This window comes from Acinetobacter sp. CE-15 (assembly GCF_051059255.1).
GTDB classification, from domain to species: Bacteria; Pseudomonadota; Gammaproteobacteria; order Pseudomonadales; family Moraxellaceae; genus Acinetobacter; species Acinetobacter guillouiae.
Window position 1 is genome coordinate 3,554,872 of the sequence record NZ_CP192737.1, and the last position, 15,214, is coordinate 3,570,085.

At 38.6% G+C, this 15,214-nt stretch carries 12 protein-coding genes and 4 tRNA genes; 10 read left to right on the forward strand and 6 right to left on the reverse strand.

From position 1 onward, the window contains the following. The first annotated feature begins 167 nt into the window (after positions 1–167). From ACQ7EO_RS16310 to ACQ7EO_RS16320, 3 genes are all read left to right on the forward strand, one after another. Positions 168–2,000, forward strand: coding sequence for a phosphoenolpyruvate carboxykinase (GTP) (locus ACQ7EO_RS16310; protein ID WP_004722449.1), 1,833 nt, complete (start codon positions 168–170; stop codon positions 1,998–2,000). 195 nt (positions 2,001–2,195) lie between these two features. Continuing rightward, positions 2,196–3,074, forward strand: a complete 879-nt coding sequence (locus tag ACQ7EO_RS16315; protein WP_004819661.1) for an ATP-grasp fold amidoligase family protein — start codon at positions 2,196–2,198, stop codon at positions 3,072–3,074. A 76-nt stretch (positions 3,075–3,150) separates the two neighbouring features. Further along, entirely contained in the window at positions 3,151–3,861 is a 711-nt protein-coding gene (locus tag ACQ7EO_RS16320; RefSeq protein WP_434278042.1) for a hypothetical protein, read from the forward strand. Positions 3,862–3,898: 37 nt separating this feature from the next. Here ACQ7EO_RS16320 and glpD read toward each other — a convergent pair whose 3' ends face one another. Continuing rightward, positions 3,899–5,428, reverse strand: coding sequence for a glycerol-3-phosphate dehydrogenase (gene glpD / locus ACQ7EO_RS16325; protein WP_419334790.1), 1,530 nt, complete (start codon positions 5,426–5,428; stop codon positions 3,899–3,901). A gap of 166 nt (positions 5,429–5,594) precedes the next feature. Further along, positions 5,595–6,350, reverse strand: a complete 756-nt coding sequence (locus ACQ7EO_RS16330) for a DeoR/GlpR family DNA-binding transcription regulator (protein WP_434278044.1) — start codon at positions 6,348–6,350, stop codon at positions 5,595–5,597. A 458-nt stretch (positions 6,351–6,808) separates the two neighbouring features. Between ACQ7EO_RS16330 and ACQ7EO_RS16335 the strand changes: the two genes are divergently transcribed. Beyond that, positions 6,809–8,128: an MFS transporter gene (locus tag ACQ7EO_RS16335; protein ID WP_270386839.1), complete on the forward strand. Its 1,320-nt coding sequence runs from the start codon at positions 6,809–6,811 to the stop codon at positions 8,126–8,128. Between the two features lie 146 nt (positions 8,129–8,274). Further along, positions 8,275–8,700, forward strand: a complete 426-nt coding sequence (locus tag ACQ7EO_RS16340; RefSeq protein ID WP_004722461.1) for a hypothetical protein — start codon at positions 8,275–8,277, stop codon at positions 8,698–8,700. A gap of 38 nt (positions 8,701–8,738) precedes the next feature. Here ACQ7EO_RS16340 and ACQ7EO_RS16345 read toward each other — a convergent pair whose 3' ends face one another. Next, on the reverse strand, positions 8,739–9,407 hold the full coding sequence (locus ACQ7EO_RS16345) for a class I SAM-dependent methyltransferase (RefSeq protein ID WP_434278045.1): 669 nt from the start codon (positions 9,405–9,407) through the stop codon (positions 8,739–8,741). A gap of 282 nt (positions 9,408–9,689) precedes the next feature. Beyond that, positions 9,690–10,538 (reverse strand): bifunctional methylenetetrahydrofolate dehydrogenase/methenyltetrahydrofolate cyclohydrolase FolD, encoded by an 849-nt coding sequence (folD, locus tag ACQ7EO_RS16350; protein WP_004819653.1) that lies wholly within the window; start codon positions 10,536–10,538, stop codon positions 9,690–9,692. Between the two features lie 152 nt (positions 10,539–10,690). Here folD and ACQ7EO_RS16355 point away from each other — a divergent pair. The 3 genes from ACQ7EO_RS16355 (at position 10,691) to ACQ7EO_RS16365 (ending at position 11,715) form a co-directional block, all read left to right on the forward strand. Continuing rightward, a tRNA-Cys gene (locus ACQ7EO_RS16355) sits at positions 10,691–10,764 on the forward strand. Between the two features lie 10 nt (positions 10,765–10,774). Beyond that, positions 10,775–10,860: transfer RNA gene (locus ACQ7EO_RS16360), tRNA-Leu, on the forward strand. A gap of 123 nt (positions 10,861–10,983) precedes the next feature. Then, entirely contained in the window at positions 10,984–11,715 is a 732-nt protein-coding gene (locus tag ACQ7EO_RS16365) for a hypothetical protein (protein ID WP_314339420.1), read from the forward strand. 58 nt (positions 11,716–11,773) lie between these two features. Here the strand turns inward: ACQ7EO_RS16365 and ACQ7EO_RS16370 are convergent, their stop codons facing one another. After that, a complete protein-coding gene (locus tag ACQ7EO_RS16370; protein ID WP_434278046.1) occupies positions 11,774–13,540 on the reverse strand; it encodes an alkaline phosphatase D family protein in 1,767 nt (588 codons plus the stop codon). 216 nt (positions 13,541–13,756) lie between these two features. On the opposite strand from ACQ7EO_RS16370, the gene ACQ7EO_RS16375 reads away from it, so the two are divergent. After that, positions 13,757–13,842, forward strand: a tRNA-Leu gene (locus ACQ7EO_RS16375). Positions 13,843–14,082: 240 nt separating this feature from the next. Beyond that, the gene (locus tag ACQ7EO_RS16380) at positions 14,083–15,039 is read left to right on the forward strand and encodes an RDD family protein (RefSeq protein WP_434278047.1); all 957 of its coding nucleotides are present in this window, start codon (positions 14,083–14,085) and stop codon (positions 15,037–15,039) included. An 80-nt stretch (positions 15,040–15,119) separates the two neighbouring features. Here the strand turns inward: ACQ7EO_RS16380 and ACQ7EO_RS16385 are convergent. Continuing rightward, positions 15,120–15,196: transfer RNA gene (locus tag ACQ7EO_RS16385), tRNA-Met, on the reverse strand. Positions 15,197–15,214: the final 18 nt, after the last annotated feature.

Sequence of the window (15,214 nt, forward strand, 5' to 3'; positions counted from 1 at the left end):
AGTGAAAATTCGAGCATTGGTATCTTTTAAGCCTTTAGTCTTATTTTTTTTATGAATATATGTTTTAATACCACCACTTTTTTTCATACTTAAATTTGAATGTAGTATCCCTTCATTCAGATTATTATTTGTACACAAAATTGTACATATTTTAGATAGGCCTCACCATGACCCAAGTGAACGCACCAGAATTCGTTCGTCATCCCAAGCTCATTGCATGGGTTGAAGAAATTGCTAAATTAACTAAACCTGCAAAAATTGAATGGTGTGACGGAAGCGAAGAAGAGAATCAACGTTATATCGACTTGATGATCGCTAACGGCACTATGCAAGCGTTGAACCAAGAAAAACATCCTGGTTCTTATTTAGCGAATTCTGATCCGTCTGACGTAGCGCGTGTTGAAGGTCGTACATACATCTGCTCTGAAAAACAAGAAGATGCTGGTGCGACAAACAACTGGGAAGCTCCTGCTGAGATGCGTACTCGCCTTAACGGTTTGTTTGATGGTGCAATGCAAGGACGTACCATGTACGTGGTTCCATTCTCTATGGGTCCATTAGGTTCTCACATTGCTCACATCGGCATCGAAATTACAGATTCTCCTTATGTTGCTGTAAGTATGCGTAAAATGGCTCGTATGGGTAAAGCTGTTTATGACGTACTAGGCACTGATGGCGACTATGTTCCTTGCGTACATACTGTTGGCGCTCCGCTGGCTGAAGGTCAAAAAGATGTTGCATGGCCTTGTAACCCAGAAAAATATATCGTGCATTATCCAGAAACGCGTGAGATCTGGTCTTACGGTTCAGGATACGGCGGTAACGCATTATTGGGTAAAAAATGCCTTGCTTTGCGTATTGCATCATCTATGGGTCGTCAACAAGGCTGGTTAGCTGAACACATGTTGATCCTTGGTGTAACCAATCCACAAGGTGAGAAACACTACATTGCAGCAGCATTCCCATCTGCTTGTGGTAAAACCAACTTTGCGATGTTGATTCCACCAGCAGGTTATGAAGGTTGGAAAATTGAAACTGTAGGTGACGATATTGCTTGGATCAAACCAGGTGAAGATGGTCGCTTATATGCAATCAACCCTGAAGCTGGTTTCTTTGGTGTCGCACCTGGTACAAACATCAAAACAAATCCAAACTGTATGGCGACACTTCACAAAGATGTCATCTATACAAACGTTGCTGTAACAGAAGATGGCGATGTATGGTGGGAAGGTTTAACCAAAGAAGCGCCTGCTAACTTGACCAACTGGAAAGGCCAACCGCATGTTGCTGGTGAAAAAGCAGCACATCCAAATGCGCGTTTCACCGTTGCAGCGGGTCAATGCCCTTCTATTGATGCTGACTGGGAAAATCCAGCTGGCGTACCAATTTCTGCGTTCATCTTTGGTGGTCGTCGTGCAGATACAGTACCTTTAATCTCAGAAGCTTTTGACTGGGTTGATGGTGTTTATAAAGCAGCAACAATGGGTTCTGAAACAACTGCGGCTGCAGTAGGTCAACAAGGTGTTGTACGCCGTGACCCATTTGCAATGCTTCCATTTGCTGGCTACAACATGGCTGACTATTTCTCTCATTGGTTAGAAATGGGTGAAGAAGTTGGTGCGAAAGCAAAAGCTGCAGGCAATAAACTTCCTGGCATTTATAACGTAAACTGGTTCCGTCGCGATGCTGAAGGCAACTTTGTATGGCCTGGTTTTGGTCAAAACATGCGTGTGCTTGAGTGGATCATTGACCGTTGTGAAGGTCGTGCTGAAGCAGTAGAAACACCAATTGGTTTTGTTCCAACTTATGAGCAATTGAACTGGACAGGTTCTGACTTCACTAAAGATCAATTTAATCTTGTGACTTCTCAAAACAAAGATCAATGGATCAAAGAGATTGAGAGCCACACTGAGTTATTTGATAAACTTGGTGAGCGCTTACCAGCTGCACTTAAAACTCGTCAAAATGAGCTTTTAGAGGCTGTTAAAAAATCTGCTTAATCGCTAAAAATTAAGTCATACAAAAAGACCGCTACATAGCGGTCTTTTTTGCTTAGTGTGAACCAGTTCACTTTATTACTCTAGTATTCATTACAATTATGTAATAAAAATACAAATGATTACTGTTTCCATGTACAAAATTCATATTTTCTCTATAATTCAAACATTACTTTATTTTATTGATTTTTTTTAATCATGTTAGAAAATATTATTTATTCGGCAAAAGTTATTAGAGCCAAATTTGTCTCAGATAGACGTTATCTCACCAAAAGATTTATTGCTAAATTGGGTTATACCCCGAACTTTGATCAGCCTAAAAGTTTCAATGAAAAAGTCACCGCCAGAATGATCTATGAAAGAGCACCTTTACATACGAAATTAGCAGATAAATTTGCTGTACGCGAAATGCTTGCAGAGAAAATTTGTTGTTCCCATTTTGTTCCACTGATTGGTGTATATAAGTGCTTTGAGGAAATTGACTTTAATCAACTTCCTAACAAGTTTGTTTTAAAATGCAATCATGACAGCGGCAGTGCGATTGTCTGTAATGATAAAGCGCAATTTGATATCAAAAAAGCGCAGCATAAACTCAATCACCACCTTAAACAAAATATGTATTTTAGAAAACGAGAATGGCATTACAAAGATATTGTTCCTCTAATTTTGGCCGAACAACATATTGATTTGTTTGTTGATCAAGACAATAAACTGACCATTACAACATGCCGTGTTCATTGTTTTGAAGGTCAGCCTCGATATATTGAAGTCGATGTACAAGACAGCCAAGGCGTGGATTATTCAAATATGTATGACACATCTTGGGTGCTGCAACCCTTTACCGTTGATCTAAAAAGCAATACGCCAAGCTGTTTAGCAAGACCGCAAAAATTAAATAAAATGCTTCAACTGTCAGAAGATCTTTGTTTTAAATATGGTTATAGCCGAATCGATTTCTTATTATCTCAAGACGATGTTTTCTTTAGTGAGATTACCTTAACCCCCAATGCAGGTCGTATGGTCATCACCCCAAGTGAGTGGGATGAAAAGTTAGGCGCTTTATGGCTGACTGACTAAGCCGAGTAAAAAGACCGACGTGTTCGGTCTTTTTTGTGATTTAATGCAACCATTCAATGATCTAAAAATAAGCGCAATGACAACAATTAAAAACATTACCACAGTTCAACCTTATCTAACCCTGTTACCTGACCACGAAGTTGTCTTCGCCCCTTCAAGTCTATTTCTAGCTCAACATTTACTTCCACTTATTTCAATTGATTTATCGGCAATCAATCCAGCATGGCAAGGAAAAATTCATTTGCTCAATCCGATTGAACCTTATGAATGCTATATCGGAAGTGATACCACAGAATTTTCTGATGCATTTGCCAATGAAAATTGGTTTATTATGCAATTAAATCAACAAAATCAATATGAATGGTTAGCAAACAAAAGATATTTTGCTTTAGAGAATCCTGATTGCGAGGCCGATCTAAAAACCCATCATAAAGAAATGCATGAAGATTACTTGCAGCTTAAACAGCGCTTTGCTGAAACTGAAAAAGTCATTTCAACATCACGCATTGAATACCAAAATGATTCTGCAATAACCCTGCTTGACCAATTAGGGGGTGAATGTGGCGGTGGAAACTGGACTTATCCAATTGATGAACATTTTGATTTACGCTACATCAACGCAGACCGCGATGATCAAGAAGTTCATATTTATGACCGTGATGGCAAGCGTTATTATTTTATTGCAGCTGTTGCTGGCTGGGAATATTGTTCACATGGGGCAGATTGGATTTTAATGTACTACCAACCTGAAACCCGACGCGTTTTATATACCTTTGATTGGTCATAACGTCTCTTGTGCAAAGCTATATATTTTCCACCTTTGCTTAGGCAACATCTTTCTGTAAGCGGCGTTCATGCAATTCAAGCAAATATTCATCCAATGCTTGAATTTCAGCTTCGGTAAATTTTAAATATAACTTGCTACGGCGCTTTAAAATATCCTGACTGGTGATCGCCCACTCCTGATCAACCAAATAATCGACCTCTTGGGCATATAGACCATGACCAAAATCTTGACCAAGTTCATGAACAGATGTCGAATGATTTAAAAATTTCCATGTATAAGTTCCATAGGCATGTGCCCAACGGCTTGCAGTTTCATGATCAAGCCCTTTGATTTTATTTTGAATTTCTAAAACCAATCCATCAACCGAAACTAAATTCTCAGCACCCGGCAGTAAGGATTTTTCAGTCCAAGCTTTCCCAGCGTTAGGGAAGAACTTCTGCAAATGCTCCATGGCAGATTCAGCCAAGCGTCGATAAGTGGTTAACTTGCCACCAAACACAGAAAGTAAGGGTGCATCATTTTCATGATCTTGCGATAAAGCCAAAGTATAGTCACGGGTGATTGCGGCTGGATTATCAGACTCATCATCACACAATGGGCGTACCCCTGAGAATGTCTGAATAATATCGGCTTGAGTCAGTTGCACTTTAAAATGATCATTGGATACATCAAGCAGATAATCAATCTCTTGCTGACTAATTTCAACATTATTCGGATCTGCTAAATATTCACGGTCTGTTGTACCAATCATGGTGTATTGATTGAGATAAGGAATTGCAAACACGATACGTTGATCATCATTTTGCATAATAAAGGCTTTATCACCGTCATATATTTTCGGCACAATAATATGACTGCCTTGAATGAGGCGAATTCCATATTGCGATTTTAACTGAAGCTCTTGCTTAATGAATTGTGCAACCCAAGGCCCCGCAGCATTGACCAAAGCCTTCGCTTGTATGTGATAAATGCCCTGCTCATTTTCAAACTGGATATTCCATAAACCATGTTCGCGCTGTGCTGAAATACAGCGTGTTTGCGTAACCACAGTGGCATTTTTTTCACGTGCTTGCATCGCATTTAAAATCACTAAGCGTGAATCATCTACAGCACAATCTGAGTATTCAAATCCGCGTGTGATCTCTGTTTTTAGTGGGCTAGTATAAGGATCAAATTCAACCAAATGTGAACCTGCAAGCTTCTCTCTTTTGCCCAAATGATCATATAAAAACAGCCCCGTACGAATCAGCCAAGCAGGACGCAAATGAGGTTGATGTGGCATGATAAAACGCATAGGACGAATGATATGTGGTGCTTTTGCCAGTAAGACTTCTCGCTCAGCCAACGCTTCTCGCACTAAACGAAATTCTTTATGTTCCAAATAACGTAGACCACCATGGATCAACTTACTGCTTGCAGACGAGGTATGGCTGGCTAAATCATCTTTTTCACACAAGAACACAGATAAACCGCGCCCAGCAGCATCATTGGCAATACCAACACCATTTATTCCACCACCAATTACAGCAATATCATAATACGTTTGTTGCTCATTGATTTGTGTCATAAACGCCACCACCTTTGATCATTTGCATATATTCACAATCATTTTTGAGAATATATTTTCGTTTGTTTTCATTTAAGAAAATAATAGATAGTTTTTTAATCAATGTCTATCAAAAAATGATCAATTTCACGTTTATCATATTTTCACTATGAGTTTTAAAATTAGCTTAAACCACAGTTAAAACCACTTCTGCTGCATGAATTTGTTTTAAATAATTTTCAGTGGGCACTTTATTGGTAAAAAGCCGATCTATTTCAGAAAGATGGCCTAAGCGCATCATTGCATGACGACCAAACTTGCTCTCATCTGCTGCTAAAAATACCTGCCGAGCACCTAAAATAATTTCTTGCGAGACAGACACTTCTTGAAAATCGAAATCGAGCATGGTTCCATCTTCATCAATCCCACTGATACCAATTAGGGCATAATCAACTTTAAACTGTTTAAAAAATTCGGAGGTGGCTTGTCCTATCACACCACCATCGGGGCGCACTTTTCCGCTGGCAATCAATACTTCAAAATCATCATTCATACTCAAAATTTTCGCCACATTTAAATTATTGGTAATCACTTTTAAACCGCGATGTTGCAATAAAGCATGGGCAATAGCTTCGGTTGTAGTACCAATATTGATAAATAACGATGCATGGTCTGGAACTGCATTTGCGACAGCTGTTGCAATACGCTGTTTTGCCGCTAAATTATGGCTGATCCGTTGACTATATGCTGTATTGGTGACGCTTGAGTCTATCGCAGCACCACCATGATAACGACGTAATAGTCCGGCATCGGCCAATTGATTGATATCCCGCCGTACAGTTTGTGGGGTAACTGCAAAATGCTGTGCAATCTCATCAATACTGACGTAGCCCCGAGCCTTAACCAATGCTAATGTTTGCTGTTGTCGAATCATCAAGTCCATAGATGTGAAACCTTATTGTTTTATTTTCAAAAATGAACATTTAGCTGCTATAAATAGCATGACTGCTTAGCTTACGACTAGATTAAATTTTTAAAGTCTCCCAACTCAGCTTATTAAATTGTGCACATTTCATACATTTAGATGCAAGCAAACATGCTTTAACTTTAAGCTAAATTCTTATAATTTATAAAATATTTCAAATTAAATAGCTGTTTTAAAAAAATTATTCATTTATTTCTAGAATTTCTCATTCTAGATCAACAATAAACCCTCAACACAGCTAAGACCAAAGTCTAATAAGGTCTGCTTTCATTCAAGCGTATAACGAGCATTGTAATTATTTGTATCTCCCTCGTCATACTGACTTAAATTCTCTCTGTTTGATTTTTCTGCTTTGATTTTCATCCAAAATGAAAGTTAAACAGGCTGTATTTTGCATATTCTTTTGGAGAATTGCCTTGTCCAATTCATCTCCTCAAGTTGCCACTTCGCAACTTGATAGAAAAACTCGTTTCAAATCTATACTTGGTGGTTCAGCTGGTAATTTAGTCGAATGGTATGATTGGTATGTCTATGCCGCATTTACCCTCTATTTTGCCCCTGTGTTCTTTCCAGAAGGTAATGAAACGGTCAAACTTCTCCAAGCTGCTGCAGTTTTTGCTTTAGGCTTTTTAATGCGTCCGATCGGCGCATGGATCATGGGCGTTTATGCTGACCGTAAAGGTCGTAAAGCGGGTTTAACACTTTCTGTTTCATTGATGTGTGTTGGCTCATTAATCATTGCTTGTGCGCCATCTTATGATTCAGTCGGAATGTTTGCTCCTGCACTGCTTTTATTTGCACGCTTATTACAAGGTTTAAGTGTTGGTGGTGAGTATGGCTCTAGTGCCACCTATTTAACTGAAATGGCAGGTAAAAATCACCGCGGATTTTTCTCAAGTTTCCAATATGTCACCCTGATTTCAGGTCAATTACTTGCACTCTGTGTGCTGATTATCCTGCAACATAATCTTTCTGAAGATGCCTTACATGCATGGGGATGGCGTGTTCCTTTCTTTATCGGTGCATTACTTGCAATTGTTGTGTTCTGGATTCGTCGTGGTCTGGTTGAAACAGAATCATCTAAACAAGCACAACAACAAGCTAAAAATGGCGGTGAAACATCTGGTGCTTTAGCCTTATTCACCAAGTATCCTAAACAAGCCTTTACAGTCATTATGCTGACTGCGGGCGGTACCTTAGCCTTTAATACATTTACGACTTATTTACAAAAATACTTAGTCAACACTTCGGGCTTTGAAAAAACCACCGCAACTGAAATTACCACAGCTGCAATCTTTATTTTTATGTTGATTCAACCTGCAGTCGGTGCACTTTCAGACAAAATTGGTCGTAAACCAATTATGATCACTTTTGGTGTACTCGGTGTGTTATTTACCGTTCCTATTTTCAATGGTTTAGGCTCGACAACGGACCCTAAAACGGCTTTCTTCTTATGTATGAGTGGTATGGTCATTGTGACTGGATATACAGCCATTAATGCGGTTGTAAAAGCTGAATTATTTCCACCACATATTCGCGCTTTAGGTGTAGCCTTACCTTATGCACTTGCCAACACTGTATTTGGCGGTACGGCTGAATTAGTTGCACTAAGCTTTAAAAATGCCGGTCATGAAAACTATTTCTTCTATTACATTACCTTTATGATCGGTTTATCTCTAATCACCTATGTGTTTATGAAAGATACCAAAAAACATAGCCTGATTACGGATGATTAATTCAAAATAAACTTTGCAATCTAATTCATTTAAAACAGCTTTTTTATTCACATGAAAAAGCTGTTTTATTTAAGCAATTCACTTATCGTGAAAATTGCAAAGCTATGGCATACTAAAAATAATTCAAAAAGCTAGGACTTTAAAAGATGAAAAAAATCACTTATGCAGGTTTAGGATTAATCGTTTTAGCTTTATCTGCATGTCAAACAACCCCTCGTCAATACAATGGCGTAACCGGTTATCAAATTGAAAATCAAACAGCAGATAGTGCAACCCTTGCGTATACCCTTTCAGGTCGTGCAGATCGTGATTTGGATGCGGATAAATTACAGCGCGCATGTCAAAAAGTGTTGGGTGCAAACAAAAACTATAAAATTTCTGTATTAAGTACCAATGAAATTATCAACCCGCAAACAGCAAAAGATCAGGCTGGCGTTCAACTTGGACATAGCCGTACATCTTTTGGGCTTTCCAACACGCCAAGTCTAAATAACAGTGAAGATTATGCAACACGCCAAGCCTTAGATACCCGCCCAAGCACTTTACATGTGGTACGTTATACCTGTTCTTGATTTTAGCTATGTGTATCGCAGAATAAAATAAGACGCTGTCACAGCGTCTTATAAAAACTCACATTTCTAAATTCTTTGGCTTCATCTAAATCAGGCCAAGTGGTTGCACTTCGTTCATCCAATTTTTGGTAATTCGGATGACTAAAGTTTTTCACTCGGCTATCTGCCACCCATACTTCTGGTGCAAATTTTAAAAACTCATCCAAGAAGAAACGGTTAGATTGATCATATAAAACATCTGCAGCCAATAAGACATCAACTTGTTCGGCTTTATATAAATCATCTAGATATTCAAGCTCTACATCATTGAGCAAGGCATTTTCACGACAAGCATCCAAACTTATTGGGTCGATATCACAACAGATGACACGTTTTGCACCTGCCATTTTGGCTGCAATTGCAACCACACCTGATCCAGCACCAAAATCCAGCACCACTTTATCTTTTACATGCTGTGGTTCTGCAATCAGCCATTGTGCCATTGCTAAACCTGAAGCCCAGCAAAAAATCCAATACGGTGTATCATTCCAAATACGGCGAATCACCTCATCATCCAAACGATCTGTTGGAAAAACTGGTGGAATCAACCATAACGAAATTGGGCTTTCAGTCAACTGCTGTGCCAATAATTCGCATTGAGGAATTACTTCATGCAAAGCATCAAGTAAATGTTGTGGGGCTTTAGGAAATTGATAAGTACAGCTCATGCAAAATATGACCAAAATTATTATTTTGATATTGAGGAAATACAGCTTCTTCCTCATATTCGATAGACAGTAACATCATGTGCTAAGGTTCGAGACGCTACTGCTTGTTAAGTCTCAGATACTGCTACTTAAAAGTACATCTTAAACGCGTTAAGCCAATGACCATTAAACTAATGACAATATTGCCTACTTTTACTGAAAATAAACATTGCCGTGTAAATGTAGGCTAAATTTAAGCACAGTGAATGCATGGCTTTCACTGTGCCCAGAATAAAACAGGACTTAAGCTAAGGCTTTTTCAGCAGCTTCCACAGTTTGACGAATCAACGTTGTGATCGTCATCGGGCCTACGCCACCTGGAACTGGTGTATAAGCGGAAGCGACATCTTCAATACCGACCAATTGGATATCACCCACACCACCACCGTCACGAGGATGGAATCCAGCATCAACCACAACAGCACCTTGCTTAATCCAGTCTTTTTGGATTAATTCAGCTTTACCGACTGCACCGACAACTATATCAGCCTGTTTTACCAATTCAGCAAGATTTTGTGTACGAGAATGACAGATTGTCACTGTTGCATTGGCTTGAAGTAGCATCATTGCCATCGGCTTACCTAAAATAGCCGAACGCCCTACCACAACTGCATGTTTACCCGCAATTTCAATCTTGTTTTCTTGAAGAATCGTCATGATACCTGCAGGTGTTGCCGAACCATAAGCAGCCTCACCCATTGCCATACGACCAAAACCTAAGCAAGTTACCCCATCTACATCTTTTTCAAGTGAAATGGCATCAAAGCAAGCACGTTCATCAATTTGTTCAGGCACAGGATGTTGGAGCAAAATACCGTGAACATCAGGATTGGCATTTAATTTTTCAATTTCAGCCAATAATTGTTCAGTTGTGGTTTCTTTACCTAACTCTACTTTTAAAGAATCCATACCAACACGACGGCAAGCATTTCCTTTCATGCGTACATACGTCGCAGATGCACCATCATCACCCACTAAAATAGTCGCTAAAATTGGGGTACGACCTGTTTTTGCTTTTATAGCTTCAACACGAGTCAACAAGTCTGCTTCAATTTGTTTCGCTAATGCGCGACCATCCAATACCAATGCCACGGCACATCTCCAAAGTAGATATGAATCAATTTTGCAAATAATACATGATTATTTAGACAATTTTCTTTCATATGCTGAATTTATGTGCATATGTATGAATTATAGTATTGTTTTTTTTTCAAAGATTGCTAATATGTGCATCACCAAGACATGGCGGGGTGGCAGAGTGGTCATGCAGCGGACTGCAACTCCGTGTACGCCGGTTCGATTCCGACCTCCGCCTCCAATCTTGTAAAGCCCGAGTGGTGAAATCGGTAGACACAGGGGATTTAAAATCCCCCGCCCACAAAGCGTGCCAGTTCGAGTCTGGCCTCGGGCACCATTTTAATTCTTGTTAAAATGGTGCAATAAAGAACCCAGCGATAAGCTGGTTTTTTTATGCCTAAAATTTTATATTGTTTTTTATGTTAATATCCAAAGTGAAATTTAGATAAGCGAAGCCTATATGATTCAAAACAAGCAAGTTTCCCTCTATTTAAATCAATTACAACAACAATACCCACAAGCATTTAAGCGCAACTTTCTATTTTATAGTCAAATTAAAACCAAAGGGCTTTTAGATGAAGCAAAGGAATTTATTCCTTGGATTTTGTCGATTATGATTTTTTGCAGCATCTATTTTAGTTTAGGTCAGTATATTGCAAATCATTTTCCTCAATTCGATAGCTTTCAAGCCAATGGCATTGCCGCTTTAGCGATTATGTTATTTTTTATGATTATTGTCCCGATCATTATCAAACAAATAAAACACAGTTCGACGCATTTATACCAACAACTCAATAATATTCCGCTTAAACTTGCGGTACTGATCGTCCTGCAAGCACTCAATCTTTATTTTATAGAAAGCACCCTACTGCAAGGCCTGTTATTTTTCTTTGCAATGAGCTTTGGTTTTGTCAAATTTTATAAAGAAAATTTATTTAGAGATAGCACCAAAGACACTGAATATTACCAATTACAACAAATTCGAAAAAGCTGTTTATGGGCTTATAAACAAGCCAAGAAAGCCAAATTCAAAATGCGATTCTTAGGCAAAGATTCTGAGCAATATCAATTTTATCAAAAGCGCTTAGTCACCTTTTTAGAATTACATTTAGAACTATTAAAATATGAAAATGAAATGTGTAAAACCTATAAATATGAAGATTTAGATGCCTATATGGACAGTATGATGTAATCCATCTATCACGTTAAAAAGCCGAGTAATCTAAACTCGGCTTTTTAAGCTTGAAAATTTATGCACTTTTCTGAACAGTCTTTACATCAACCAAATTGTTATTTAAAACCACTTGATGGGCACGAGCCGTATCCACCGTATAGGTTTTTTCCTTGATGCTATTTAAGAAAATCCAATCCGCTTGTACCTGTTGTGCTGTAAAACTGACTTTTAAGTACCCTCGCTGATTTAAATTGGTGTAATTCAATTCATCAATGAGCGTGGTGAAGGCCATTTCAAATTGTTGTAACTGTGCCAAAGGAATACTTAAATACTTTTCCATCCCAGGTGAAGAGACCGAACTGGTTGCCAATTCAACCCCAACAAAATCACCCGCTTGAGTATGCAAGTCAGCAGACCATGCATTATGGGTATCCCCCGCCAACACCACAACTTTCTTATTTAATGTTTTAAGTGTGCCATATAAAATTTCACGTTCTGCATAGTAGCCATCCCAAGCATCTAAATTATAGGGTGCTACTGTGGTTACACGAGCTTTTTCTGCGGCGGTTAATGTTGGATCACCACTTTTCAAACGAACTTTTAAAGTAACTAACTCGATGATCTGCTGATTCATTTTTGCCAAAGTTTCGGCTGTGACATTTCCACTGGTAATTGCAGATAAAGACAATAGCAATTCAGCAGGGATTAACATTTTTGCCATCAACACTTGCTGACCCAATACATTCCAAGTCGCGGTAGATTGTGCCAGTTTCTTTTGTAGCCACTCACGTTGGGTATAACCCATCAGTGTACGCGTAGTACTGGTTAAATCAGCCTGAAACTTAGCAATATCTAAGCCCGAAGCCGTCATATAATTGGCATAATCGAGTTGCTTATCACGTGCCAAAATACGGGTATCTAACATGGTCAATTGTACCAATGAACCAAAGTCAAACTGGCGATAAATATTTAAGTGATCTGTTGCAGATACAGGACGAATCGGCATCCATTCAAAATAGGCTTGTAAAGCTGCCAATTTACGGTCTAAGAAATTACCCTCATTGGCTTGATGGTTTTCTGCACCGTCTTTCCATGCATCATTTGCCAGTTCATGGTCATCCCAAATCACGATAAAAGGATGACGTGCATGTGCGGCCTGTAGATCGGCGTCAGTATGGTAAAGCGCATAACGCTTACGGTAATCGTCCAACTTGATAATTTCTTTATCATTGTCAGCAGCGAGGGTACGACCCAGCTTTACCGCCTCTTCTGTGGCATATCCATCTTTACCATATTCATAGATGTAATCCCCCAAATGGATGATCGCATCAACCTCTTGTTTTGCCATTTCCTTATACACATAGAAATAGCCAGCAGGATAGTTTGAACATGAACACACCGCAAACTGCACCGAGCTAGTGGTTTCAGGTAATGTTTTGGTACGCCCTACTGGCGAAATCACCGAACCAAATTTAAAACGATAATAATAAGTTTGCCCAGACTTAAGCTTGTCTGCATCGACCTTAATAGTAAAATCCTGAGCTGATGCTGTTTGTACTTTTCCAGTATTGATCACTTGCGTAAATTTATCGTCTGTGGCAATTTCCCAAACCACTTCTAAACGCAAAGACGTATCCTGCGGGGTAATACGCGTCCACAAAATCACACGATCTTTTAATGGGTCGCCACTGGCAACACCATGTAAAAATTCAACTTTTGTTGTAGGAGATATTGAATCGTTGTTATCACTCCCACAAGCAGTCAACGACACTGGTATAGATAATGCCCCAAAACTGGCTAATGACTTTTGAATAAGTTCACGGCGTGAAATTGAGTTTGGCATTGAAGTAGGTTTCCTCTAAGTTTTTTTATCCAATCAATTTAAAGGCTTAATATTTCGCTTTAATCTCAAATTGATGAAAAAATCATGACAAAATACCCATTCAGCGGCTTAAAGTGCTTTATTTTCAAACATAAGCACATGAATTGATTGAAAAGAAAGCAAATCGACATAAATACGCTTGCCAAGAGAAAAACTGTCCTTTATTATTGCGCACATGCCCGAGTGGTGAAATCGGTAGACACAGGGGATTTAAAATCCCCCGCCCACAAAGCGTGCCAGTTCGAGTCTGGCCTCGGGCACCATTTTAAATCTTATTAAAATGGTGCAATAAAGAACCCAGTGATAAGCTGGTTTTTTTATGCCTAAAATTTGTAAATCATCTATAAATCACCAATTTAAAAATAACGCAAAGTTCAATACATCTTGCTAAAAAGCGTGATAGCTCAACTATATTTTTGTGGTTATTTTTCATTAAAAAACTTATAATATGATAAATTTACATTAATTATTAATATTTTCATAAACTTAATTAAACCAAAACCATGTCTAAAATTACCACTGAAACTCAAAAAGCCGCCTCTATATTTCCTCGAATATTCGCATTTATCATCGACTGTATTACCGTCGGCGTAGCCTGTTTAGAGATGGGTAAAATACTCTACCCATATTTTGAAAATTCTCCTTTTATTTTCCAATGTATAGGTACGCTCCTCTGTCTATTTTATTTTGCTGCTTTTAACAGCCATATCGGTAATGGTAAAACCATTGGGAAAATTCTGGGTAAAATTAGGGTAAAAGATTTAAATGGTGCTTCAATTCCATTTATACATTCTCTGGTTAGATCAAGTATCTTTATCATTCCATTTTGCTTTGCAGGTTATTTACAAACATATTCAACTCAGCATCTTTCACTCAGCCTACTTGTGGCATTTTTTCAAAGCATCGTCTTTGCCTGTTTTTACTTGGCTATTTTTAATGGAAATAGCCAACAATCTCTGCACGACCTACTCAGTGAAACTCAAATCCTCAGAAACGCTCAATCCAATATTCCACGCCAATCTGTATGGCGTATTCATTACTACATCATTGCGCTGTTAACGATTGTGATTTTTTCTGTCAATTTATGGGGTTATTTCCAAAGCAAAGCAATGTCAGCCAATGATTTTAGTTTGATCTCCAATGACATTAAAAATGCTCAAGTTGAAAGTCGCCATACCTTCATCGGAGAAGCCGAATCCACAAATCAGGTTTTAATTTTAAATGTGAATCAGCCAGATTATCTGGATGACCTTGAGCGTGCCGAAACATTGCTAGAAAAGATTAATCAACAACACGCTGAGGTGTTAACGCAATACCACATCACTCAGGTGCAATTTAACTTTTCTTATCAATTTGGCTTGGCTAAATTATCAAAAACAACGCTTTATGATTATAAAAAGACGCCTAAAAGTAGCTTAAGCTATATTGGGGAGAGTACAGGGCTAAACCTTGGTTTTTAAACAAGACCAAGTCTCGCTGTTAAAGTTTAAATCTTGTAGATAAAAAAAGACCACGTTTTTGGAAACGTGGTCTATAAAAATGGTGGCTATGACGGGACTTGAACCTGTGACCCCCGCATTATGAGTGCGGTGCTCTAACCAACTGAGCTACATAGCCTAAAACTGTGCGCGCATT